At 71.4% G+C, this 21,457-nt stretch carries 19 protein-coding genes; 14 read left to right on the forward strand and 5 right to left on the reverse strand.

Annotated elements, in window-relative coordinates:
• Positions 1-7: 7 nt before the first annotated feature.
• Genes rplS through G495_RS0100840 form a run of 9 tightly spaced genes read left to right on the forward strand, consistent with a single transcriptional unit; the run spans position 8 to position 7,140 of the window.
• Positions 8-358, forward strand: a complete 351-nt coding sequence (rplS, locus tag G495_RS0100800; RefSeq protein WP_028586244.1) for a 50S ribosomal protein L19 — start codon at positions 8-10, stop codon at positions 356-358.
• A gap of 60 nt (positions 359-418) precedes the next feature.
• Positions 419-1,060, forward strand: a complete 642-nt coding sequence (locus G495_RS0100805; RefSeq protein ID WP_035250379.1) for a ribonuclease HII — start codon at positions 419-421, stop codon at positions 1,058-1,060.
• On the forward strand, positions 1,042-1,443 hold the full coding sequence (locus G495_RS0100810) for a YraN family protein (protein WP_028586246.1): 402 nt from the start codon (positions 1,042-1,044) through the stop codon (positions 1,441-1,443). Before G495_RS0100805 ends, G495_RS0100810 begins: the two co-directional genes overlap by 19 nt.
• Complete coding sequence (gene rsmI / locus G495_RS0100815; protein ID WP_051444925.1) at positions 1,437-2,294, forward strand: 16S rRNA (cytidine(1402)-2'-O)-methyltransferase; 858 nt, start codon at positions 1,437-1,439, stop codon at positions 2,292-2,294. Before G495_RS0100810 ends, rsmI begins: the two co-directional genes overlap by 7 nt.
• A 51-nt stretch (positions 2,295-2,345) precedes the next feature.
• Positions 2,346-3,161, forward strand: coding sequence for a PTS system mannose/fructose/sorbose family transporter subunit IID (locus G495_RS0100820; protein WP_245588332.1), 816 nt, complete (start codon positions 2,346-2,348; stop codon positions 3,159-3,161).
• A 41-nt stretch (positions 3,162-3,202) separates the two neighbouring features.
• On the forward strand, positions 3,203-3,508 hold the full coding sequence (locus G495_RS0100825; RefSeq protein ID WP_425387590.1) for an HPr family phosphocarrier protein: 306 nt from the start codon (positions 3,203-3,205) through the stop codon (positions 3,506-3,508).
• Positions 3,508-5,289, forward strand: coding sequence for a phosphoenolpyruvate--protein phosphotransferase (gene ptsP / locus G495_RS0100830; RefSeq protein WP_028586250.1), 1,782 nt, complete (start codon positions 3,508-3,510; stop codon positions 5,287-5,289). Before G495_RS0100825 ends, ptsP begins: the two co-directional genes overlap by 1 nt.
• Before the next feature lie 2 nt (positions 5,290-5,291).
• Positions 5,292-5,759, forward strand: a complete 468-nt coding sequence (gene smpB, locus G495_RS0100835; RefSeq protein ID WP_028586251.1) for an SsrA-binding protein SmpB — start codon at positions 5,292-5,294, stop codon at positions 5,757-5,759.
• Between the two features lie 10 nt (positions 5,760-5,769).
• On the forward strand, positions 5,770-7,140 hold the full coding sequence (locus G495_RS0100840; RefSeq protein WP_028586252.1) for an FAD-binding oxidoreductase: 1,371 nt from the start codon (positions 5,770-5,772) through the stop codon (positions 7,138-7,140).
• A 292-nt stretch (positions 7,141-7,432) separates the two neighbouring features.
• Here G495_RS0100840 and G495_RS16875 read toward each other — a convergent pair whose 3' ends face one another.
• Complete coding sequence (locus G495_RS16875) at positions 7,433-9,769, reverse strand: PAS domain-containing sensor histidine kinase (RefSeq protein ID WP_156939530.1); 2,337 nt, start codon at positions 9,767-9,769, stop codon at positions 7,433-7,435.
• A gap of 153 nt (positions 9,770-9,922) precedes the next feature.
• Positions 9,923-10,822 carry a DMT family transporter gene (locus tag G495_RS0100850; protein ID WP_051444928.1) on the reverse strand — a complete coding sequence of 300 codons (900 nt, stop codon included), beginning with the start codon at positions 10,820-10,822 and terminating at the stop codon, positions 9,923-9,925.
• Positions 10,823-11,135: 313 nt separating this feature from the next.
• On the opposite strand from G495_RS0100850, the gene G495_RS0100855 reads away from it, so the two are divergent.
• A complete protein-coding gene (locus G495_RS0100855) occupies positions 11,136-12,293 on the forward strand; it encodes a (Fe-S)-binding protein (RefSeq protein ID WP_028586254.1) in 1,158 nt (385 codons plus the stop codon).
• A 79-nt stretch (positions 12,294-12,372) separates the two neighbouring features.
• On the forward strand, positions 12,373-14,886 hold the full coding sequence (gene secA, locus G495_RS0100860; protein WP_028586255.1) for a preprotein translocase subunit SecA: 2,514 nt from the start codon (positions 12,373-12,375) through the stop codon (positions 14,884-14,886).
• Between the two features lie 279 nt (positions 14,887-15,165).
• Here secA and G495_RS0100865 read toward each other — a convergent pair whose 3' ends face one another.
• The gene (locus G495_RS0100865; protein ID WP_028586256.1) at positions 15,166-15,708 is read right to left on the reverse strand and encodes a ferritin-like domain-containing protein; all 543 of its coding nucleotides are present in this window, start codon (positions 15,706-15,708) and stop codon (positions 15,166-15,168) included.
• 210 nt (positions 15,709-15,918) lie between these two features.
• Here G495_RS0100865 and G495_RS0100870 point away from each other — a divergent pair, with 210 nt between their 5' ends.
• On the forward strand, positions 15,919-16,326 hold the full coding sequence (locus G495_RS0100870) for a bacteriohemerythrin (protein WP_028586257.1): 408 nt from the start codon (positions 15,919-15,921) through the stop codon (positions 16,324-16,326).
• 80 nt (positions 16,327-16,406) lie between these two features.
• On the opposite strand, the gene G495_RS0100875 is transcribed toward G495_RS0100870, so the two are convergent.
• A complete protein-coding gene (locus G495_RS0100875; protein WP_028586258.1) occupies positions 16,407-17,594 on the reverse strand; it encodes a pyridoxal phosphate-dependent aminotransferase in 1,188 nt (395 codons plus the stop codon).
• A gap of 63 nt (positions 17,595-17,657) precedes the next feature.
• The gene (locus tag G495_RS0100880; RefSeq protein ID WP_028586259.1) at positions 17,658-19,109 is read right to left on the reverse strand and encodes a sigma-54-dependent transcriptional regulator; all 1,452 of its coding nucleotides are present in this window, start codon (positions 19,107-19,109) and stop codon (positions 17,658-17,660) included.
• A 225-nt stretch (positions 19,110-19,334) separates the two neighbouring features.
• On the opposite strand from G495_RS0100880, the gene G495_RS0100885 reads away from it, so the two are divergent.
• Together G495_RS0100885 and G495_RS16880 are read left to right on the forward strand one after the other, a co-directional pair.
• Complete coding sequence (locus tag G495_RS0100885) at positions 19,335-20,612, forward strand: O-antigen ligase family protein (protein WP_169734336.1); 1,278 nt, start codon at positions 19,335-19,337, stop codon at positions 20,610-20,612.
• Positions 20,609-21,349, forward strand: coding sequence for an acyl-[acyl-carrier-protein] thioesterase (locus G495_RS16880; protein WP_051444929.1), 741 nt, complete (start codon positions 20,609-20,611; stop codon positions 21,347-21,349). The genes G495_RS0100885 and G495_RS16880 overlap by 4 nt, the downstream gene beginning before the upstream one ends.
• Positions 21,350-21,457 lie beyond the last annotated feature (108 nt).

Genomic DNA, 21,457 nt, shown 5'->3' on the forward strand with positions numbered 1-21,457 from the left:
TTTTGATATGAACGTCATCAAGAAGATCGAGCAGGAGCAGCTGCGCATCGACATCCCGCAGTTCAAGGCGGGCGACACCGTGAAGGTGCACCAGCGCATCATCGAGGGCGGCAAGGAGCGCATCCAGGTGTTCCAGGGCGTGGTCATGCGCGTGCACCGCGGCACCACCAACGCCACCTTCACCGTGCGCAAGGTGTCCGACGGCGTGGGCGTGGAGCGCATCTACCCCATGCACAGCCCGTTCATCGAGCGCGTGGAAGTGATCAGCGAGGGCCGCGTGCGCCGCAGCCGCATCTACTACCTGCGCAACCTCAAGGGCAAGGCCGCCCGCATCAAGACCAAGAACCAGTGGGACTAGCTCCCCTGGGGTCTTTCGCGGGCCTGCGCCCGCGTCCGTGAGCGCGGCGGGAGGCGACCCATGTCGCTTTTGAGCTGTCACCAAGGGGCCGGGGAAGCGTTTCCCCGGCCTTTTGCCGGTGTGGACGAGGCGGGCCGGGGCTGCCTGGCCGGTCCCGTGGTGGCCGCCGCCGTCATCCTGCCCCCGGGCTTCGACCTGCCCGGGCTGGGCGACTCCAAGCAATTGTCCGAGCGGCGCCGTTTGGCGCTGGAACCGACCATCAAGGCCCAGGCCGTGGCCTGGGCCCTGGGCGTGGTCTGGCCTGCGGACATCGACCGCCTGGACATCCTGCGCGCCACCTTCGCGGCCATGGCCGGGGCGGTGGCGCACCTGCGCGCGCGCCCCGCGTTCGTGGCCGTGGACGGCGACAAGACCGTGCCCGGCCTGGGCCTGCCCCAGCGGGCCGTGATCGGCGGCGACGCGAAGATTCCCGAGATTTCCGCCGCCTCGGTGCTGGCCAAGACCTTCCGCGACCGGCTGATGGTCGCCCTGGCCCGGCGCTATCCGGGCTACGGCCTGGAGGTCCACAAGGGCTACGGCACCCGGGTCCACCTGGAGGCCCTGGCGCGCCTGGGCCCCTGCCGGATGCACCGCCGCACCTTCCAGGGCGTGCGCCCCCGGGCGCGCAGCCGCGAGGACTCGTTGTGCCTGCCGGGCATCTGACCCTGGGCCGCCGGGGCGAGGACGCGGCAGCCGCGCACCTCGAAGCCCGGGGCTACGCCGTTTTGGCCCGCAACTGGCGGGGCCGGGGCGGCGAGCTGGACATCGTCTGCCAGCGGCGCGGCACCGTGGTCTTCGCTGAGGTCAAGACGCGCACGGCGGGCCAGCGGGCCACGCCCCACGACGCCCTGACCCCGGCCAAGCGCCGCAGCCTGGCCCGCGCCGCCGCGCAGTGGCTGACCCAGCACGACGCCTGGGACCGGCCCTGCCGCTTCGACCTGCTGGCCGTGGTCCAGGACCAGGGCCGCACGCTGGTGGAGCACGTGGAGAACGCCTTCGACCTGGACCCCGGGCAGACCGGGGAGGGAGGCTGGCAGCCATGGTGAAGGACACCCCCGCCGCAGCGCTGGCCAGCGCGCTGTACGTGGTGGCCACGCCGCTGGGCAACCTGGGCGACCTGTCGGCGCGCGCGCGCGCGGTGCTGGCCGGGGCCGACCTCGTGCTGGCCGAGGACACCCGCCGCGCCGGCACGCTGTTCAAGGCCCTGGGCATCCCGGCCCGGGGGTTTTTGAGCTGCCACGAGCACAACGAGAAGGAGCGCCTGGGCCGCGTGCTGGAACTGCTGGGCCAGGGCGGCAGCGCGGCGCTGGTGTCCGACGCGGGCACGCCGCTCTTGTCCGACCCCGGGTTCGCCCTGGTGCGCGCCTGCCGCGAGGCCGGGCTGGCCGTGGTGCCCGTGCCGGGGCCCAGCGCGCCCCTGGCGGCGCTCATGGCCTGCGGGCTGCCCCCGCTGCCGTTCACCTTCCTGGGCTTTCTGCCCCGGTCGGGCGGCGACCGCCGCCGTCTGCTGGAGACCCACGGCGCCACCGGGGCCACGCTGGTTTTTTTCGAGCGCAAGAACCGGCTCATGGACAGCCTGGAGGCGGCCCACGCCGTGCTCGGCCCGCGCGAGGTGTGCATCGCCCGCGAATTGACCAAGATTCACGAGGCCTTTACAATAGGCCGTTTGGATGCCCTCGGGGAGCTGGACGTGCCGCTGCTGGGCGAGTTCACGGTGGTGGTCGGGCCGCCCGCGCCGGGCACCCGGGCCGTGGACGAGGACGGCCTGCGCGCCATCCTGCGCGAGGAGTTGGCCGCCGGAGGCAAGCCCCGCGAGGTGGCCCGCCGCGCCGCGGCCCGCGCCCCGGGCTGGACCACGGGCCAGGCCTACGATCTTTTGGGCGGCCTGAACGGCTGACCCGGCCCCGGTCCGTTCCGGCGCCCCCAGCAACGACCACGCGGAGAGCTCGTGCAACTGCCCCCCCAGCGGATCACCGCACCCGGCCCGGCCCGGCCCTCCGGCGCGTTTCCCACGGCCCGGGTGCTGCTGCGCTGCCTGCTGCGCACCTGGCTGGTGGGCGCGGGCTTCAACACCCGGGGCATGCAGAACATCGGGCTGGCCTACGCCATCGACCCCGGCCTGGCCCAGCTGCACAGGGACCCCGAGGCGCTGCGCCTGGCACGGGCGCGCTACGCCACGCACTACAATACCCATCCCTTCTGGACGCCGCTGCTGGTGGGCATCTTCCTGGGCATGGAGCGCAAGATCGCCAAGGGCCTGCTGGAGCCCGACATGTTCGACAGCGTGCGCTCGACCACGGTCTACACCCTGTCGGCCATCGGCGATTCGCTGTTCGGCGGCAGCGTGCTGGTGCTGTGGTCGCTGGGCACGGCGTGCCTGGTCGTCTCGGGCCAGGGCGCCCTGGCCGTGGCCCTGGCGGCGCTGCTCTTCCAGGGCCTCATCGTGTTCAAGACCCTGACCTTCTGGATGGGCTTCCAGGAGGGCCTGACCTTCCTGCACCGCCTGGGCCGCTGGAACCTCATCAACTGGAGCCAGCGCATCAAGCTGTTCAACGCCGTCCTGCTGGTGGTCTTCTGGGCCCTGGCCTGGCCGGGCAACATCACCTGGTATCTCTGGCTGCCCGCCGGGTTCGCCTTCGGCGTGGTGGGCATGGTTCTTTCGGCCACGGGGCTCTCGCGGGAGATTCTCGCCGCCCTGGCCGTTGCTGCCTATCTCGGCCTGCCGTGGCTCGCGCGCCTTGCGGGCGGGCTGTGGCCGGGCTGAGACGCCTGCACCCCGCGCCTGGGCGCGGCATGGGAAGGAGGATTTTCGTGACCAACGAGGAGATCGCAGCGGACGACAGCGCCAGCGCCGAGGTGTGCGTGGGCAACGAGCTGGGGCTGCACGCCCGGCCCGCCGCCCGGCTCGCCCGCGAGGCGCAGCGTTTCGCCTGCGACATCGCCCTGGTGTCCGGCGGGCAGCAGGTGGATGCCAAGAGCATCCTGGACATCCTGACCCTGGCCGCCGCCCCGGGCAGCGCCATGACCATCCGGGCCACGGGGCGCGACGCGTCCCTGGCCGTGCGGACCATATCGGAACTCTTCAACACCCGCTTCGGCGAGGAGAAATAGTGGCGCGCAAGGTCCTGACCGGCATTCCGGTCTCCTCGGGCATCGCCATCGGCAAGGCCTTCTTCATGAACAGAAGGCTCTACGGCAGCATCCCGCGCCAGTCCATCGCCTCGCACCTGGTGGCTGGCGAGCAGGACCGCCTGCGCCAGGCCCTGGCCCAAGCGGCCCGGGAGCTGGAGGCCGCGCGCGAGCAGGTGCCCGCCGAGCTGCGCGAGCACGCCCTGCTCATCGACTCGCATGTGACCATCATGCGCGACCCCAAGCTGTGCGAATCGGCCTGCGGGTTCATCGAGCGCATGCGCATCAACGCCGAGTGGGCGCTGCTCAAGGCCGTCAAGGAGCTGGAGGACAAGTTCGCGGCCATCGAGGACGAGTACATCCGCCAGCGCATCCAGGACGTGCGCCTGGTGGCCGACCGCGTGCAGTCCAAGCTCATGGGCCTGGCCCGCGAGCTGCGCGACATCGAGGGCCGCATCATCCTCATGGCCCACGACCTGTCCCCGGCGGACACCGTGGGCCTGGAAGTGGACAAGATCATGGCTTTCACCACCGCCGAGGGCGGCAAGACCTCGCACACCGGCATCCTGGCCCGCTCGCTGCAAATCCCCTCGCTGGTGGGCGTGCAGGAGCTCGAGGACGAGATCCGCGACGGGCAGTTCGTGATCATCGACGCCCTCAAGGGCCGCATCCTGGTGGAGCCCGGCGAGGACGAGATCCTGGAGTATTCCCTGCTCCAGAACCAGTTCGAGCTGTACCAGAAGGCCATCATCCGCAACTGCCACCTGCCCGCCGAGACCATCGACGGCTACCGCGTGCAGGTCATGGCCAACATCGAGCTGTTCGAGGAGGTCGCCGCCGTGCAGGACCATGGCGGCGAGGGCGTGGGCCTGTACCGCACCGAGTATTCCTACATGAACCGCATGGCCCTGCCCGACGAGGACGAGCTGACGGCGGAATACACGAGCCTGGCCTCCATCCTGGCCCCGGCCAAGGTCGTCTACCGCACCCTGGACCTGGGCGCGGACAAGGTCGTGTCGCAGTTCGGGGCCATCGACGAGCGCAACCCGGCCCTGGGCCTGCGCTCCATCCGCTTCTGCCTCCAGCACAAGGAGCTGTTCAAGGCCCAGATCCGGGCCATCCTGCGCGCCAGCGTGGCCGGCAACGTCGCCATGATGTATCCCATGATCTCCGGCCTGCGCGAGCTGCGCGAGGCCAACAAGGTGCTCAACATCGCCAAGCACGAGCTGCGCAGCGAGGGCGTGCCCTTCAACGAGGAGATCCCCGTGGGCATCATGGTCGAGCTGCCCTCGGCGGTGATGACCGCCGAGCTGCTGGCCAAGGAGGCCGATTTCTTTTCCATCGGCACCAACGACCTGATCCAGTATTCCCTGGGCATCGACCGCACCAACAAGAACGTGTCGTACCTCTACCAGCCGCTGCACCCGGCCATCCTGCGCTCCATCAAGCACGTGGTGGACGCGGCGCACCAGAGCGGCATCGAGGTCAGCCTGTGCGGCGAGGTCGCGGCGGACCCGTTCTGTGTGCCGATCCTCATGGGCATGCAGATCGATTCGCTGTCCATGAACCCGCAGGCCATCCCCGGCATCAAACGCATCATCCGTCAGACCACCATGGCCGAATGCAAGGATCTCTTGCGCCGCGTGCTCGAATGCCGCACGGTGAACCGGATCAACAAGCTGGTCATGGACACCATTTTCCAGCGCTTTCCCGAGGAGCTGACCTTCTACTCCTCGCTCATCGAATCCGAGGATCTGATCTGATCATGACCCAGAAACCCAGGACCGGCGAAAAACTCATCGCCACCAACAAGAACGCCCGGCGGCTCTACGAGCTGCTGGAAACCTACGAGGCGGGCATCGCCCTCATGGGCTCGGAGGTCAAAAGCCTGCGCGCCGGGCACGTGAGCTTCAAGGACGGCTACGTGCGCCTGCGCGACAACGAGGCCTGGCTGGTGGGCGTGCACATCGCGCCCTACGAGAACGCCGTGCACACCGGCCACGACCCCGAGCGCGAGCGCAGGCTGCTGCTGCACGCCCACGAGATCGCCCAGCTGCGGGCCAAGGTCGAGCAGAAGGGCCTGACGGTGGTGCCCGTGCGCCTGTACCTCAAACAGGGGCGGGTCAAGCTGGAAATCGCCCTGGGCCGGGGCAAGAAGGTCCACGACCGGCGCGACGACATCAAGGACCGCGACATCGCCCGCGACACCGCGCGCGAGCTGGCGCGCTACTAGCGGGGGCGCCATGGGCCTTGGCAGGGACCAGCTGCGCTTTCTGCGCGACACCTTCCCCGGCGACGGCTGCCTGCTGGAACCCGAGGCCGCGGCCATCTTCGGCACGGATTCCAGCCGCCTGGCCGAGGCGCCCTGGGCCGTGGTCCGCGTGGCCAGCGAGGAGCAGGCCGTGGCCCTGCTGGCCTGGGCCCACGCCGAGCGCGTGCCGCTGTTTCCCCGGGCCCGGGGCACCAACGTGGTCGGCGCCTGCGTGCCCCGGGGCGGGGGCGTGGTGGTCTCCACCCTGCGCATGGACCGCATCCTGGACCTGGACGGCAACGACTTCTGCGCCGTGGTCCAGCCCGGGGTGGTCACCGGCGATCTGCAACGCGAGCTGGCCGCGCGCGGGCTGATGTACGCGCCGGACCCGGCCAGCGTGCGCGTCTCGACCATCGGCGGCAACGTGGCCACCAACGCGGGCGGCATGCGCGCCGTGAAGTACGGCGTGACGCGCGAGCACGTCCTTGGCGTGCGCGCGGTGCTGCCCGGGGGCGACGTGCTGCGCTGCGGCGGGCGCAACCACAAGAACGTGGTCGGGCTGGACCTGACGCGGCTTTTCGTGGGCAGCGAGGGCACCCTGGGGCTGTTCACCGAGCTGACCCTCAAGCTGCTGCCCCTGCCCGAGGCCACGGCCTCGGTGCTGGCGGGCTACGCGGGGGTGGACGGCGCCCTGGCCGCCTCGCGGGCGGTGCTGGCGGCGGGCATCCTGCCCACGGCCATGGAGTTCATGGCCGAGGAGGTGCTGGACGCCGTGGCCCGCGTGGGCGAGGTGCCCTGGGGCCCGGGGGTGCGCGCGGCGCTGCTGCTGCGCCTGGACGGCGGGCGCGAGGCGCTGGCGGCCGACGCGCGGCGGCTGGACCGCGTGCTCGGGGCCACGGCCCCGATGTTCCTGGAGCACGGCACGGGCGCCGACGAGGAACGCCTGTGGGAGGTGCGCCGGCTCATCAACCCGGCCTCGTTCACCATCGCCCCGGACAAGATGAGCGACGACATCACCGTGCCGCGCGGGCGCGTGGGCCAGGCCCTGGAACGCATCCGCGCCGTTGCCGGGCAGGCCGGGCTGACCATCCTGGCCTTCGGCCACCTGGGCGACGGCAACATCCACGTCAACGTCATGTACGATGCCGCCGCCGGGCAGACCGACGCCGCCCGGGCCGCCAAGCGGGCCATCCTCGGCCACGTCCTGGCCCTGGGGGGCACCATGTCCGGCGAGCACGGCGTGGGCCTGACCAAGCTGCCCTACCTGGACGAACAGATCTCCCCGCTCGAACGCGACCTCATGCGCCGCATCAAGGCCGCCTTCGACCCCCACGGCATCATGAACCCCGGCAAGGCCTACTAGGCTGCCCCGGCGGGCGGCGCGCGGCCAGCGGGGGAAGGGGGAAAACCCTTTTCTTGAGGAGAAAAGGGTTTTCCCCCTTCCCCCGCACCCCCATCCCCTTTTCCCAAAAGACCTTTTTCTTTGGGGGGGCGTGCCCAGGACGGCGCGCCTCTGCGTCCGTTTGCCCGCGTCCCCGTCCCGGACCCGCGCGGCGTTTCGCCGCGCGGGTCCGGGACGGCGTGCGGGGTCAAGGGGCCGTTGGCCCCTTGCGGGGCCCGGGGCAGCGCCCCGGCCGCCGGAGGCCGCGCCGTCGCTACGCCTTGGCCTCGGCGCGCGGGGTGCGGCGCGGGCCGCCCCGGGGCAGGCGCACGGTGAAGCGTGCGCCCTGGCCGGGCTGCGAGTCCACGCCGATGGTGCCGCCGTGGTTGCGCGAGATGATGAAGTAGGACACGGAGAGCCCCAGGCCGGTGCCCTGGCCGGGGGGTTTGGTGGTGAAGAAGGGGTCGAAGATGCGTCCGCGCCGGTCTTCGGGGATGCCGGGGCCGTTGTCTTCGACTTCGGCCAGCACGGCGTCCGCCGTGGCGCGGGTGCGCAGGGTGATGCGCGGGGTCTGGGCCCCGTCCGCGTGCGCGGCTAGGGCGTGGGCCGCGTTGGTCAGCAGGTTCAGGAAGACCTGTTGCAGTTCCTGGGCCGAGCCGTGGATTTCCGGCAGGTCCGGGTCGAGGTCCGTGGTGATGGTGATGCGCCGGAAATCGTAGCCCCGGGCCAGGTCGTAGCCGCCTTCCACCAGTTGCAGGGCGCCTTGCAGGCATTGGTTCATGTCCAGGGGCTCGTGGCTGGTCTGGCCGCTGCGGGCGAAGTTGAGCATGTTGGCCACGATGGCCGCCGCGCGGTTCCCGGCGGCGCTGATGCCTTCGAGGAAGCGCGGGATGCCGCGCTGCCTGAGGTAGGCGTCCATGGCGTCCATGGGGCAGCCCAGGGCCTGGGCCGCCTCGCGGTTGGCGGGCAGGGCGGGGTCCAGCCTGCGGCGGATGTTCTGGGCGCCCTGGAGGATGCCCGCCAGGGGGTTGTTGATCTCGTGGGCCATGCCCGCCGCCAGCCCGCCCACGCTCATCATTTTTTCGCTCTGGATGAGGGTTTCTTCCATGAGCACGCGCTCGGTGACTTCGTCCAGGCGCACAACAGCCATGCCCGGCCCGTCGTTTTCCGGGGGGTCGAGGGGGTAGACGAGCAGGTCCCAGTAGTGCAGGGCACCGGCCTCCTCGCGCGGCACGGCCTTGCGCGACAAGGGCGCGCGGTCTTCGCGCAGGGCGTGCAGCATGTCGTCCAGCCCGGGGAACCCGGGCAGGACTTCGGCGAAGGCCAGGCCTTCGAGCTGCGGCCCCGCCCCGGCGCACAGGGCCCGCGCCGCGCCGTTGCACAGGGCGATGCGGCCCTGGGCGTCCACCACGAACAGGGCCGAGGGCATGGCGTCGGCCAGCTGGTGCATGGCCCGGCGCACGCGGGAGAGTTCCTGCTCGGCGCGTTTGCGTTCGGTGATGTCGAGCACGGTGAAGATCATGCCCTCCCCGGGGCGCTCAGGGTCCATCCAGGCCGAGCCCAGCAGGACGCTCAGCAGGGCGCCGTCCTTGCGGCGGAACACGGTTTCCACCGTGCCGCTGCCGAAGCGTTCCACCAGGGGGTGGCGCACCTGGCCCACGCGCAGGAACTCCTCGGCGCTGGGGTAGAGCAGGCTTGCGCTTTTTCCGCGCAGTTCGTCGGCCTCGTAGCCGAGCATGCGGCAGAGCACGTCGTTGGCCGTGCCGATGATCCGGTCGCGGACCGTGCCCATGCCCACGGGGGCGGCGCGGAAGATGCCCGACATGAAGGCCTCGCTGCGGCGCAGGGCCTCTTCGGCGCGCAGACGGTCGGTGGCGTCGTGGACGATGGAGCACAGCAGGGTGCGGCCCTGGACGGGCACCGGCCCGGAGTGGACCTCCACGTCGCGCAGCGCGCCCGAGGCCAGGCGGTGGCGGAAGCGGAAGAAAGTCCGCCGCGAGCGCCGGGCGGCGTCCATCTCCCCGAGGGCGGCTTCGGGGGTCATGGCGTTGATGTCCATGACGGTCATGGCCCGCAGGGCGTCTTGGGAGTAGCCGTAGAAGCGGCGGGCCGCGGCGTTGGCCTCGACGATGCGCCCGCTGTCGGGGTCGATGAGCAGCATGACGGTCTGGGCGTGCTCGAAGGTGCTGGCGAAGAGGTCCTGGCCCTCGGCGGGCTGGGGGGCGGCTTCGGGCAGGGCCAGGGCCAGGCCCGCCAGGCGCCGGGCGTCACCGTTGTGGCCGGTGGCGCCGCGAAGCAGCAGCGGGCGCCAGCCGCCGTGGGGCCCGCGCAGGCGCAGTTCGAGGTCCAGGCGCAGGCTCTGGCCTGCGGCGCAGCGGGCCAGGGCGGCGTCCAGCCGGGCCGTGTCGTCGGGGTGCAGCAGGCCCCGGCAGAAGGGCCCGGCGCAGTCCCGGTCGGGGGCGCCGCAGCCTGCGAGGGCTGGCAGGCCCGGGCCGCAGTGGAAGCGGCCCGGGTCGAAGTCGTAGGCCCACGCGCCGCCGTCAGCGGCGCGCAGGGCGCCGCCCATGTCCCAGGCCCCGGGGCGGCCTCCGGTCTGGTGTCCGTCGCTCATGGCTGCGTCATGGTCTGCCCTGTCCCGGTTTGGGACAGTCATACCAGAGAGATTTCTACAGGAAAAGCGGTTTCGCCCCGGGAGGGGGCGTGCTGGCTGTGGCGGCGGCGCCGCGCGGGGGGAGAGGTGGGCGCGGGGGTGCGGGGCGCGGAGTCAGGCGGCGCGGGCCTCGCGGCACAGCAGCACGCCCCCGAGCACCAAGGCCGAGGCCGCGAACTGCTGCGGCGTGAAGACCTCGTCCAGCAGCCACCAGCCCAGGGCCACCACCACCACCGGGATCAGGTTCATGAACGCCCCGGCCTGGCTGGCGGGTAGGTATTTGACCCCGTAGTTGTAGCACAGGTAGGCGCCCAGGGTCACGCCCAGGCCCAGGAAGACCACGCTGCCCACGGCGGCGGGCGGGAAGCTGCGCGGCAGCTCCGTGCCCGGCAGGGCCAGGGCGGGCAGGAAGAACAGCGTGCCGACCACGGCCATGAACGCCGTGATGTACAGGGGGCTGTAGCGCGCGGACAGGTGCTTGGCGGTGACGATGTAGCAGGTGGCCGAGGCCATGGCCAGGACCTCCAGGAAATTGCCCAGCACCGGGTTGGGGGCGGTTTCGCTGGCCTGGCCCGAGGCCGACAGCCAGGCCACCCCGGCCAGGGCCAGGGCGAATCCGGCCATGGTCCGCCGCGAGACGCGCTCGCCCAGGAAGGCCACGGCGGCGGCGGCGATCATCAGCGGCAGGGTGGCGGCGACCATCCCGGCCTGGGAGGCCGTGGTCAGGCGCAGGGCGTTGGCCTCGAACACGAAGTACAGGCACGGCTCGCCCAGGCTCATGAACAGCAAAAGGCGCAGGTCGCCGGGGCGGCGGTCCTGGTGCGGGTGCATGCGCACGGCCAGGGGCAGCAGCACCAGCGCCGCCAGGGCCATGCGCCCGAAGACCACCACCATGGGGTCGAAGACCATCACCGCGTATTTCATGGCCACGAAGGCCCCGGCCCACAGCAGCGAGGCCACGGTCAACGCGGCCACGGGCAGCAGGGGGAAGCGGGGGGCGGAGGCGGGGGTCATGGGGGTGGCCTTGGTGCGGGTGCGCGGGCAACAGTGAGCACTAGCCCCGGGCGGGCCGGGTGTAAAGGGAAACCCGCTCCGCCCCGGGGGGCGGGCGGCCAGGGCGCCCGGCGGACCTCCCGCGCGGCGCGGCCCGGAGGCTGACAGGATTGCGCCGCGTGGCCGCACTGCGGCCCTCCCCCCTGCCGCGCGGCGCGGCCCGGGGCCCATTGGGGCGCCACGCATTGACGCGGCCCGGGGACGTACTTATCCTTTGGCTTCGCGCGCGCTGGGCGCGCGACCCCCGAGAATCGCCACGGAGCGCCCCGAGATCATGGATTCCCCCGCGCGGTCGCACGAGCCGCAGTGCATCCTGTGTGGCCGCTGCCTGGAAGTCTGCCCGCTGCTCGCCGCCACCGGGCGCGAGGAGCTCTCCCCCCGGGCCAAGCTCTACACCCTGCGCCGCCTGGCCGACGCGCCCGGCGAACTGGACGCCCGGGCCGTGGAGCGGCTGGCCGGGCTGTGCCTGTCGTGCGGGCGCTGCGCGCGGGTCTGCCCCCAGGGGCTGGACGTGCCCGGGGCCGTGGCCCTGGCCCGGGGGCGGCATCCGGGCTTCCAGGCTTGGCTGTGGCGGGCCTGGATCGGGCGGGCCGACCTGCTGTGGCCGGGCGCCGCGCGCCTGGGCGCGGCCCTGGGGCCGCGCGGCGGCCCGGGCGCCCTGGGGCGCAGGCTGGCGGCCCTGGCCCCGGCCCGGCGCCCGGCGCCCCTGCTGCGGCCCGAGGCATTCGGCCCTTGCCCTGACGCGGGGAAGACCGTACTTTTCAGCGGGTGCCTGGCCCGGACCCTGCGCCCGGACTGGGCGCGCACGGCCACGGACCTGCTGCGCCGCCTGGGCTGCGAGCCCGGGCCCGAGCCCGCCTGGGGCTGCTGCGGCGCGACCCTGGGCCACGCCGGGCTGGCCGGGGCCCGCGCCGGGGCCGTGGCCCGCAACGTGGCCGCCTGGCGTGCGGCGGGCCGCCCTCGGGTGGTGACGTTTTGCGCCTCGTGCACCCACGGGCTGGCCGCCTACGCCGCCGACCCCGTTGCCGGGCTGGACGCCGCCGAGGCCGCCGCCTGGGCCGAGGCCGTGACGCCCCTGTCGCGGCTTTTGGGGCGCGTCCGTTTTTCCGTGGCCGCCGCGCCGGGGCGGGTGCTGTACCACGCGCCCTGCCACGCCGGGCCCGCCGACCCCGACCGCGCCTGGCTCACCGGGCTGCCGGGCCTGGACGCGGACCCCGGCGACGGGCGCGACTGCTGCGGCCTGGGCGGCGTCATGCAGCTCGGGGCCCCGGACCTGTCGCGGGCCGTGGCCGCGCGGCTGTGGCAGCGGCGCGCCGCCGCCCCGGGCGACCTGATGCTGTCGGGCTGCAGCGGCTGCCTGACGCAGCTTGCGGCCACCGCGCCCCTGGGCGTGGCCGTGGCCCACTGGCTGGATTGCATCGACATGGCTTGAGAAGTCGCATACCACTTTGCCAAACGGTGCGCCCGGGCCCCCGGGCCGGGACGCGCGCCACGCCAAGCGAGGAAACCATATGCTGGGTGTCATCGGCCGCAAGATTTTCGGGACCAAGAACGAGCGCTACCTGAAGACGCTGCGGCCCCTGGTGGACGCCATCGGCGCCCGCGAACAGGACACGCGCAAGCTCGCCGACGCCGATTTTCCTGGGCGCACCGCCGAGCTGCGCGCCCAGGCCCAGGCCGGGCGCAGCCTGGACGAGATGCTGCCCGAGGTCTTCGCCCTGGTGCGCGAGGCCGGGCGCCGCGCGCTGGACATGCGCCACTTCGACGTGCAGCTCGTGGGCGGCATCACCCTGCACCAGGGGCGCATCGCCGAGATGCGCACCGGCGAGGGCAAGACCCTGGTGGCGACCCTGCCCGTGGTGCTCAACGCCCTGACGGGCAAGGGCGCCCACGTGGTCACCGTCAACGACTACCTGGCCCGGCGCGACGCCGAATGGATGGGCCAGATCTATTCGTTCCTCGGCCTGAGCACGGGCGTCATCGTCCACGGGCTGGACGACACCCAGCGCAGGGCCGCCTACGGCGCCGACATCACCTACGGCACCAACAACGAATTCGGCTTCGACTACCTGCGCGACAACATGAAGTTCTACCTCGAACAGCTCGTGCAGCGCGACCTGAACTTCTGCATCGTGGACGAGGTGGACTCCATCCTCATCGACGAGGCGCGCACCCCGCTGATCATTTCCGGCCAGGCCGACATGGCCGTGGGCATGTACACCCAGATCGACGCCATCATCCCGGCCCTCAAGGTGGACCGCGACTTCACCCTGGACGAGAAGGCCCGCACCGTGGCCCTCACCGACGAGGGCTCGGCCCGCTGCGAGCAGATCCTGAACATCGACAACCTCTACGACCCGGCCAACATCGCCTACCAGCACCATATTCTTCAGGCCCTCAAGGCCCACAAGCTCTTCAAGCGCGACGACGACTACATCGTCAAGGACGACCAGGTGGTCATCGTGGACGAGTTCACCGGGCGGCTCATGCCCGGGCGGCGCTTCTCCGACGGCCTGCACCAGGCCCTGGAAGCCAAGGAAGGCGTCAAGGTCGAGGCCGAGAACCAGACCCTGGCCTCCATCACCTTCCAGAACTTCTTCCGCATGTACGCCAAGCTCTCGGGCATGACCGGCACCGCCGACACCGAGGCCGTGGAGTTCAAGCAGATCTACGGGCTGGACGTGGTGGCCATCCCCACCAACATGCCCATGGTCCGCAAGGACCACCCCGACGCCATCTACAAGAACCAGCAGGCCAAGTACCGGGCCATCGTCAACGAGATCGAGGATCTGCACAAGAAGGGCCAGCCCGTCCTGGTGGGCACCGTATCCATCGACAAGTCCGAGCTCATCAGCGCCATGCTCACCAAGCGCCGCGTGCCGCACAACGTGCTCAACGCCAAGCAGCACGAGAAGGAGGCCGAGATCGTGGCCGAGGCCGGGCAGCGCGGTAAGGTGACCATCGCCACCAACATGGCCGGGCGCGGTACCGACATCAAGCTCGGCGAGGGCGTGACCGGCCTGGGCGGCCTGTTCATCCTGGGCACCGAGCGCCACGAATCGCGGCGCATCGACAACCAGCTGCGCGGCCGCTCGGGCCGCCAGGGCGACCCCGGCGCCTCGCGCTTCTACCTGGCGCTGGATGACGACCTGATGCGCCTGTTCGGCTCCGACCGCCTGACGGGCATCATGGAGCGCCTGGGCCTGAACGAGGAGGACGCCATCGAGAACGCCATGGTCTCCCGGGCCATCGAGAACGCCCAGAAGCGCGTGGAAGCCCACAACTTCGACATCCGCAAGCAGCTCCTGGATTTCGACGACACCATGAACCAGCAGCGCGCCGCCATCTACGCCCAGCGCCGCCAGATCATGGCCGCCGACGAGGAGCGCCTCCAGGAAATGGTTGAGGCCTTCACCGACGACCTGCTGGAGGAACTCTACGCGCCCATTACCGCCAGCAAGCAGCCCGACCCCGAGGACGTGGCCTACTGCGCCGCGCGCCTGGAAGAGATTTTCGACCTGTGGGACGCCCAGACCATGAAGGACGACCTGCCCGCCCGCGACGAGGCCCACGCGGGCATCATGGACAAGTTCTCCACCCTGCGCGCGGGCGCCGCCGACGTGTACAAGGAAATCCTGCGCTACTTCCTGCTCGAAGCCCTGGACCGCAACTGGAAGGACCACCTGCTGTCCATGGACCACCTGCGCGAGGGCATCGGCCTGCGCGGCTACGGCCAGAAGGACCCCAAGCAGGAATACAAGCGCGAAGGCTTCGGCCTGTTCCAGGACATGCTCGCGCGCATCAAGGAGCACGCCCTGCGCTCGCTGGTGCGCGTGCGCCTCAAGTCCCAGGTGGAGGAGGAGGACTTCAAGCACAAGGAGGAGCCCGCCAAGGTGCGCTACTCCGGCGGCGCCCAGGCCCCCCAGCAGCCCGAAACCGTGCGCCGCGAGGCCCCCAAGACCGGCCGCAACGACCCCTGCCCCTGCGGCAGCGGCAAGAAATACAAGAAATGCTGCGGCAAATAGCCCGGGCTGCCCGGGCTGGCCGACCCCTGCGGGCTGTGAAGCCCGGCGGGGGAGGGAAAACCCCCCTTTTCTTGAGGAGAAAAGGGGGGTTTTCCCTCCCCCGCGCCCCCTCCCTTTCCCCCCAAAAGACCTTTTTCTTTGGGGGGATGGGGTCGGCTTTCGAGAACGGTTGCGGCGGCGGTTGCCCCGTGCCGGGGCCCTGGCCGCCGCCCCGGCGGACCATACGAAAGGCCCCGCCGCGTTGCCGGGGCGGGGCCTTGGTGCTTGCGCGGGGGCGGGCTATTCGCCTGCGCCCAGCGAGAAGCCCTTGGTGGACGGGCCGGTGCTGGCCGAGGTCCCGGCGATCTTGGACAGGTAGGTGTCGCCCAGGGTCTTGATGTGGTTGCCCACGTTGTCGAAGTGGTTGAAGTGGGCCTGCTCCTCGTCGATGATGGCCTCGAAGAGCTTGGAGCTCACGTTGTCGCCGCACTCGCGGCAGACCTGCAGGAACTGGTTGTACACGTCGATGGTGCTGTCCTCGACGCTGGCGTCGAAGGGGAAGATGGTGCGCACGTCCTGGGCCTTGATGACCTTGTCGGCCAGGTCGGTGGTCGGCTCGCCGCCCAGTTCCTTGATGCGCTCGGCGAACTGCTCGGCGTGGCGCATTTCGTCGATGGCGATGAGCTTCATGTCGCGGGCCAGCTCGCCGTAGTCCATGCCGTCCAGCCCATAGTGCTGGTTCATGTACTGGGAAATGGCGTACAGTTCCATGGCCCGGGCCTTGTTCAGGACGACGAGCACTTTTTCCTTGCGTTTTTCCTTTTCGGTCTTTGCCTTGGGCATGGTATTCTCCTTGGGTTTGGGGTCGAGGCCGCGCCGGGGCGGCCGGAAGGTCCATCTTCGACCATACTATAGGGCAATGCGGCGCGGATTCAAGGGATGAGAGCCGTTTTCATCGCGCCCGGGCCGCGCGGCTTGACAGCCGGGGGGTGACGTCCTAATCAGGCCCATCATGCGCGCTTGCGCGCCCAACAGGATGCAAGGAGGCCCGCGATGCCCCGGATCGAATGGAACGACAGCCTGAAGCTTGGCGTCGCCAAGCTGGACAAGCAGCACGAGAAGCTCGTCGGCCTGATGAACGACCTGTTCGACGCCTGCACCCAGGGCAGGGGGGCGGATGTGGTGGAGGAGGCCATCTTCGAGGCCCACGACTACATCGACTACCATTTCACCTCCGAGCAGCGGCTGATGGAGGAGTACGAGTACCCTGACCTGGGCGAGCATGTGGACGAGCACGACGACTATATCGTGCAGGCGGCGGACGATTTCGCGGTGCTCCGCGAGGGGGCCGGGGATGAGGCCCGCGAGGTGCTGGAGCGCCTGACGGGCTGGTGGGTGGAGCATATCGGCGGGCCGGACCGCGGGCTGGCGGACTTTCTCCGGGCCCAGGGCCTGAAGTAGCGCCCCCGCGCGGGGGCCGCACGCACGGCGCGGCGCGCCCGGGGCTCCCCGGGCGCGCCGCGCTGCGTTGGAAGGCCGGGCTAGAAGCGGGCCATGGCCCGGGCGAAGCCCTCGGCGGAGCGGCGGATGACCTCCTCGCCCACGCAGAAGGTCAGGCGGAAGAAGCCCGGACAGCCGAAGCCCGAGCCCGGCACGGCCAGGATGCGCTCCTCCTGGAGGGCGGCGCAGAAGGCCACGTCGTCCCCGCCGGGGGCCTGGGGGAAGAAGTAGAACGCGCCCCTCGGCATGGTGAAGGTGTAGCCGGCCTCGTCGAGCACGGTGGTCATGGCCTTGCGCCGCTCGGCGTACACGGCCAGGTTGACCTGCGAGCCCAGGGCCCGCTCCACGAGCATCTGGCCGATGGCCGGGGCGTTGACGAAGCCCAGGATGCGGTTGGCCAGCACGATGCCAGCCACCACGGTGTCCTTGCCGGGCATGGCGGGGTTGACCAGGGCGTAGCCCACGCGCTCGCCCGCCAGGGACAGGCTCTTGGAGAACGAGCTGGCGACCAGGGCGTAGGGGTACAGCGGCAGGACGCTTGGCACCTCGCAGCCGTCGAAGACCAGGAAGCGGTAGGGCTCGTCGGCCACGAGGTAGACGGGCCGCCCGAACTCGGCGGTCTTGCGGGCCAGGATGGCGGCCAGGCCTTCCAGCTCGGCCCGGGTGTAGACCGCGCCGCTGGGGTTGTTGGGCGAGTTGATGAGCACCACGCGGGTGTGCGCGGTGATGGCGGCCTCCATGGCCGCGAGGTCCAGCTCGAAGGTCAGCGGCTTGGCGGGCACGGGGCGCAGGGTGCCGCCGTGGTTCTGCACGTAGAAGGCGTATTCCACGAAATAGGGCGCGGGGCAGAGCACCTCGTCGCCGGGTTCGAGCACGGCGCGCAGGATGGAGTTGAGCGCCCCGGCGGCGCCGCAGGTCAGCACCAGGTCGGCGGGGGCCACGGCCACGCCCTGCTCGCGCGAGAGGTGTCCGGCCAGGGCCTGGCGGGTGGCGGGGTAGCCGAAGTTGGGCATATAGCCGAAGGCGAAGGGCCGCTCGGCGGTGTCGGCGACCTCGCGCAGGGCCTGGGCCACGGCCCGGGGCGGGGCGAGGTCGGGGTTGCCCAGGCTGAAGTCGCACACGGCGTCCTCGCCGTATTTGGCCTTGAGCTCCAGGCCCGCCTCGAACATCTTGCGGATCCAGGACGAGCTTTTGAGGTAACCCTGGACCTGGGTGGAGAGCATCTGCATGGTCGGCGTATCCTCGTTGCGCCGCGCGGGGGCGGCGGCCCGGCCCGGGGCCGGGGGCTGGCGTCAGGGGATGTCGATTCCCCGTTTCTTGTACTCGGAAATCTTGTTGCGCAGGGTGCGCACGGAGATGCCCAGCAGGTCGGCGGCCTGGGTGCGGTTGCCTTCGGTCTGCTCCAGGCGGCGCATGATGGCGATGCGCTCGATCTCGGCCAGGGGGATGTCGCGGGCGTCCACGGCGCTGGTCAGCCCCGGGGCATTGGCGTCGGCGTCGGCGGGGGCGGCGGGCGAGGGGGCCGCCGGGGCGCAATCCGCCGGGGCCGCAGGCGCGGGCTCGTCCTCGGGCAGGGGCCAGGAGTCGGCGTCCAGCAGGAAGTGGCGCTCGCTGATGGGCCCGGCCCCGGCCAGCAGCACGGCGCGCTCCATGAGGTTTTGCAGCTCGCGCACGTTGCCGGGCCAGTCGTAGCCCAGCAGCCAGGCCCGGGCCGAGTCGGCGAAGGTGAGCCGGGGCAGGCCGTACTGGGCGGCGAAGCGGTCCACGAAGAACTGGGCCAGGAGCATCACGTCGTCGCCGCGCTCGCGCAGGGCGGGCAGCTTGAGGGGGATGACGTTCAGCCGGAAGAAAAGGTCCTGGCGGAACTCCTTGGCGCGCACGGACTCTTCGATGTCGCGGTTGGTGGTCGCCAGCACGCGCACGTCCACCTTCACGGTCTCGGTGCCGCCCACGCGGTCCAGCTCGCTTTCCTGGAGCACGCGCAGCAGCTTGGCCTGCAGCCCGAGGTCCATCTCGGTGATTTCGTCCAGCAGGATGGAGCCGCCGTCGGCCAGCTCGAACTTGCCGAGCTTGCGGCTGATGGCCCCGGTGAAGGCGCCCTTTTCGTGGCCGAAGAGCTCGCTTTCCAGCAGGTGCTCGGGCAGGGCGGCGCAGTTGATGGCCACGAAGGGCCGCCCGGCGCGGGTGCTGCTCTGGTGCAGGTAGCGGGCGAACATCTCCTTGCCGGTGCCCGACTCGCCGGAGATGAGCACCGAGGCCTTGGACGGCGCCACCTGCCGGGCCAGGCCCAGCACGCGGCGCATGGTGGGGTGCTCGCCGATGATGCGCACCCCGGGGCTGGCCGGGGCGGGGGCGCCGGGGCCGCCGGGGGCGGGCTGGCGGGCCGGGGCGGGCCCGGCGGGCAGGGCGGCCTGGATTTTTTCCCACGACAGGGGCTCTAGCCAGTAGTCCTGGGCGCCCAGCTCCAGGTAGCGCTGGGCCTCGGCGGCGCTGCCGCGCTCGGTGAAGACGATGACCGGCGGGAAGCCGTCCTCGCCGCGCGCGGCGGCCAGCAGGTCCTCCGGGCGCACCCCGGGCAGGTCGCTGGCGGCGAAGACGAGCGCAGGCCGCCGCTTGGCGACGAAATCCAGGGCCGCGCGCACGGTGTCCGCCAGGCCAGCTTCCACCCCGGCCTGCCGGAAGGACGGGAACAGCGGCGTGAGCGGCGTGGGCCGGGAGAGGAACAGGATGGTCTTGCCGGACATGAATTGTCCTCTTAGCCTTTCCCGCCGGGATTTTCAATCAAATGCGCAGGACCGGGCGCGGAGGCCCAATAGTGGTTCTCAGATTATGCGCTGTGTTATTGACCTGGACGGCAAGCTCGTCTACTTTGCCCTACACTTTGAGGAAGGATGCATGCACTGCGAAGACGCAATGAACGGACCGGCCCTGGCGCCCCGTCAGGGCCGCGGGCTTTCCCGGGAGGGGGCGTGAGCCCTGCTCCGGCCCCGGGTGGGGGCGTGCCCCGCGCCGCCGCCGCCGGGAAATGCCTGTCCCTGGTGCGCTGGGCCCTGGGGTTCTATGTGCTGTTCTTCCCCCTGGGCATGAGCTTCCAGGAGATCGGGGCCGTGGCCACCACATCGGCCCTGGCGGGCTACTACGTCCTGGACTGGCGCGGATCGAACCTGCGGCGCTTCCCGCTACGTTGGGTGCTGGCGGCGTTCTTCGCGCTGCTGGTGTTCAAGGGGCTGCACAGCATCTGTCCCTCGGCCAGTTGGTATGCCCTGGGCCACAACAGCTACAAGGGCCCGCTGCTGCTGCTGGCCGGGCTGGAGGCCGTGCGCGAGCCGCGCCACCTGCGGGCCCTGGCCTGGACCTTCGTGGTCATGAGCCTCTACAGCGGGCTGGACGGCATCTACCAGTACTTCACCGGGGTGGACTTCTTCTTCGGCATGCCCGACTCGGGGCGGATCAACGCCATGTGGGAGACCGGGCGCATCGGCAACCTCATGTCGCTGACCGTGCCCGTGAGCCTGGCCCTGCCCGCCCTGCTGCCCGCGCGCTGGCCCCTGGCCGCGCGGCTGGCGGTCTCGGCCCTGGTGGCCTTTCCGGGGCTGTTCCTGCTGGTGGGGGCCAAGGCGCGCAGCGGCTGGTTCGGCTTCATCGCCGCCATGGGCGCTCTGGCCTGGATGCGCCTGGGCACGCGCCACGCCCTGCTGGTGCTGGCCGGGCTGCTGGTGCTGCTGGTGGTGGCGGCGCCGCATTTCCCCCAGCAGCTGTCGCCCGAGGAGCTGCTGGACGCCCCGCGCTATATCATCTGGGACGTGGGCCTGGACGTGTGGCGGAACTGGCCGATCCTGGGCGCGGGGATCAACTGCTTTTCCGCAGGCTACAACGCCCTGGGCATCCAGTTCGACCTGAGCGTCTTCGGCGAGCCGGTGCCCCATCCGCACAACATCTACGTGCAGTTCCTGGCCGAGACGGGCGTGGTGGGCACGGCGGTGCTGCTGGCGCTGCTGCTGGGCAACGCGGGCTGGGGCGCGCTGCGGCTGCGGGCGCGCGTGCTGGCCGCCAGGGGCGCGGGCGGCGGCCTGCCCGGGCATGAGGCCGTGGGCATCTGCCTGTGGGCCTCGCAGGTGGGCTACATGGTCACGGCCTTCTCGGCCCACGATTTCTTCCGCACCTGGTGGCTGGGCATGTCCATGCTCGTCGCCGGGCTGGCCCTGGGCGCGGCCCTGGCCCGCTGGGAGCGGGAGGAGCAGGGGTGAAAGCCGCAGTCCACGAGGCCGCCTTCACCGTGGGCGTGGCTGACGCCGGGCCCGGGCGCGGGGCCAGGGTCTCCGCCGTGGCCGACTGGCTTCAGAACGCCGCCGCAGCCCACGCCCGGGAGCTGGGCTTCGGCAGCCGCCAGATGCGCGAGGCCGGAGTGGCCTGGGTGCTGGCGCGCCTGGCCCTGCGCATGGACGCCTACCCGCCCTTGGGCGCGCGGGTGGTGGTGCGCACCTGGCCTGCGGCCCTGGAGGGCCTGCGCGCCATGCGCGATTTTCACATCCTGGACGCCGCCGGGGCGCCCCTGGGCGCGGCGACCTCGGTCTGGGTGGCCCTGGACGTGGCCCGGCGCCGGGCCGCGCCCCTGCCGCCCTTCGTCACCGCCTGCCACCCGGCCCAGGCCGAGCGCGCCCTGGAGCTGACGGGCAGGGCCCTGCCCGCGCCCGGCCCGGGCGGCCCGCAGTGCCCCATCCTGACCCGGCTGGCCGACCTGGACGAAAACGGCCACGTGAACAACGTGCGCCTGCTGGAATGGGCCCTGGAGCCCGTGCCTGCGGGGCCGCCCCGCGAGCGGCCCCTGCTCGTGGACATCGCCTTTCGCGCCGAATGCCGCCACCCCGAGACCGTTACGGCCAGCTGCGCGCCCGAGGGCGGCGGCCCGGCCCTGCTGCACGCGCTGACCACCGCCGGGGGCACGGAGCTGGTGCGCATGCGCAGCCTGTGGCCTGCGGGCTGAGGCCGCCCCGCCCGCCTGCGTTCCTCCCTCCGGGCGCCCCTGCCGCCCGGCCCGATCCGGATATTGCCCCTGGCGCCCCGCCGCTGCGCCCGGACTGTTCCTTCCACC

This window comes from Desulfocurvus vexinensis DSM 17965, from assembly GCF_000519125.1.
In the GTDB taxonomy this organism is placed as follows: Bacteria; Desulfobacterota; Desulfovibrionia; order Desulfovibrionales; family Desulfovibrionaceae; genus Desulfocurvus; species Desulfocurvus vexinensis.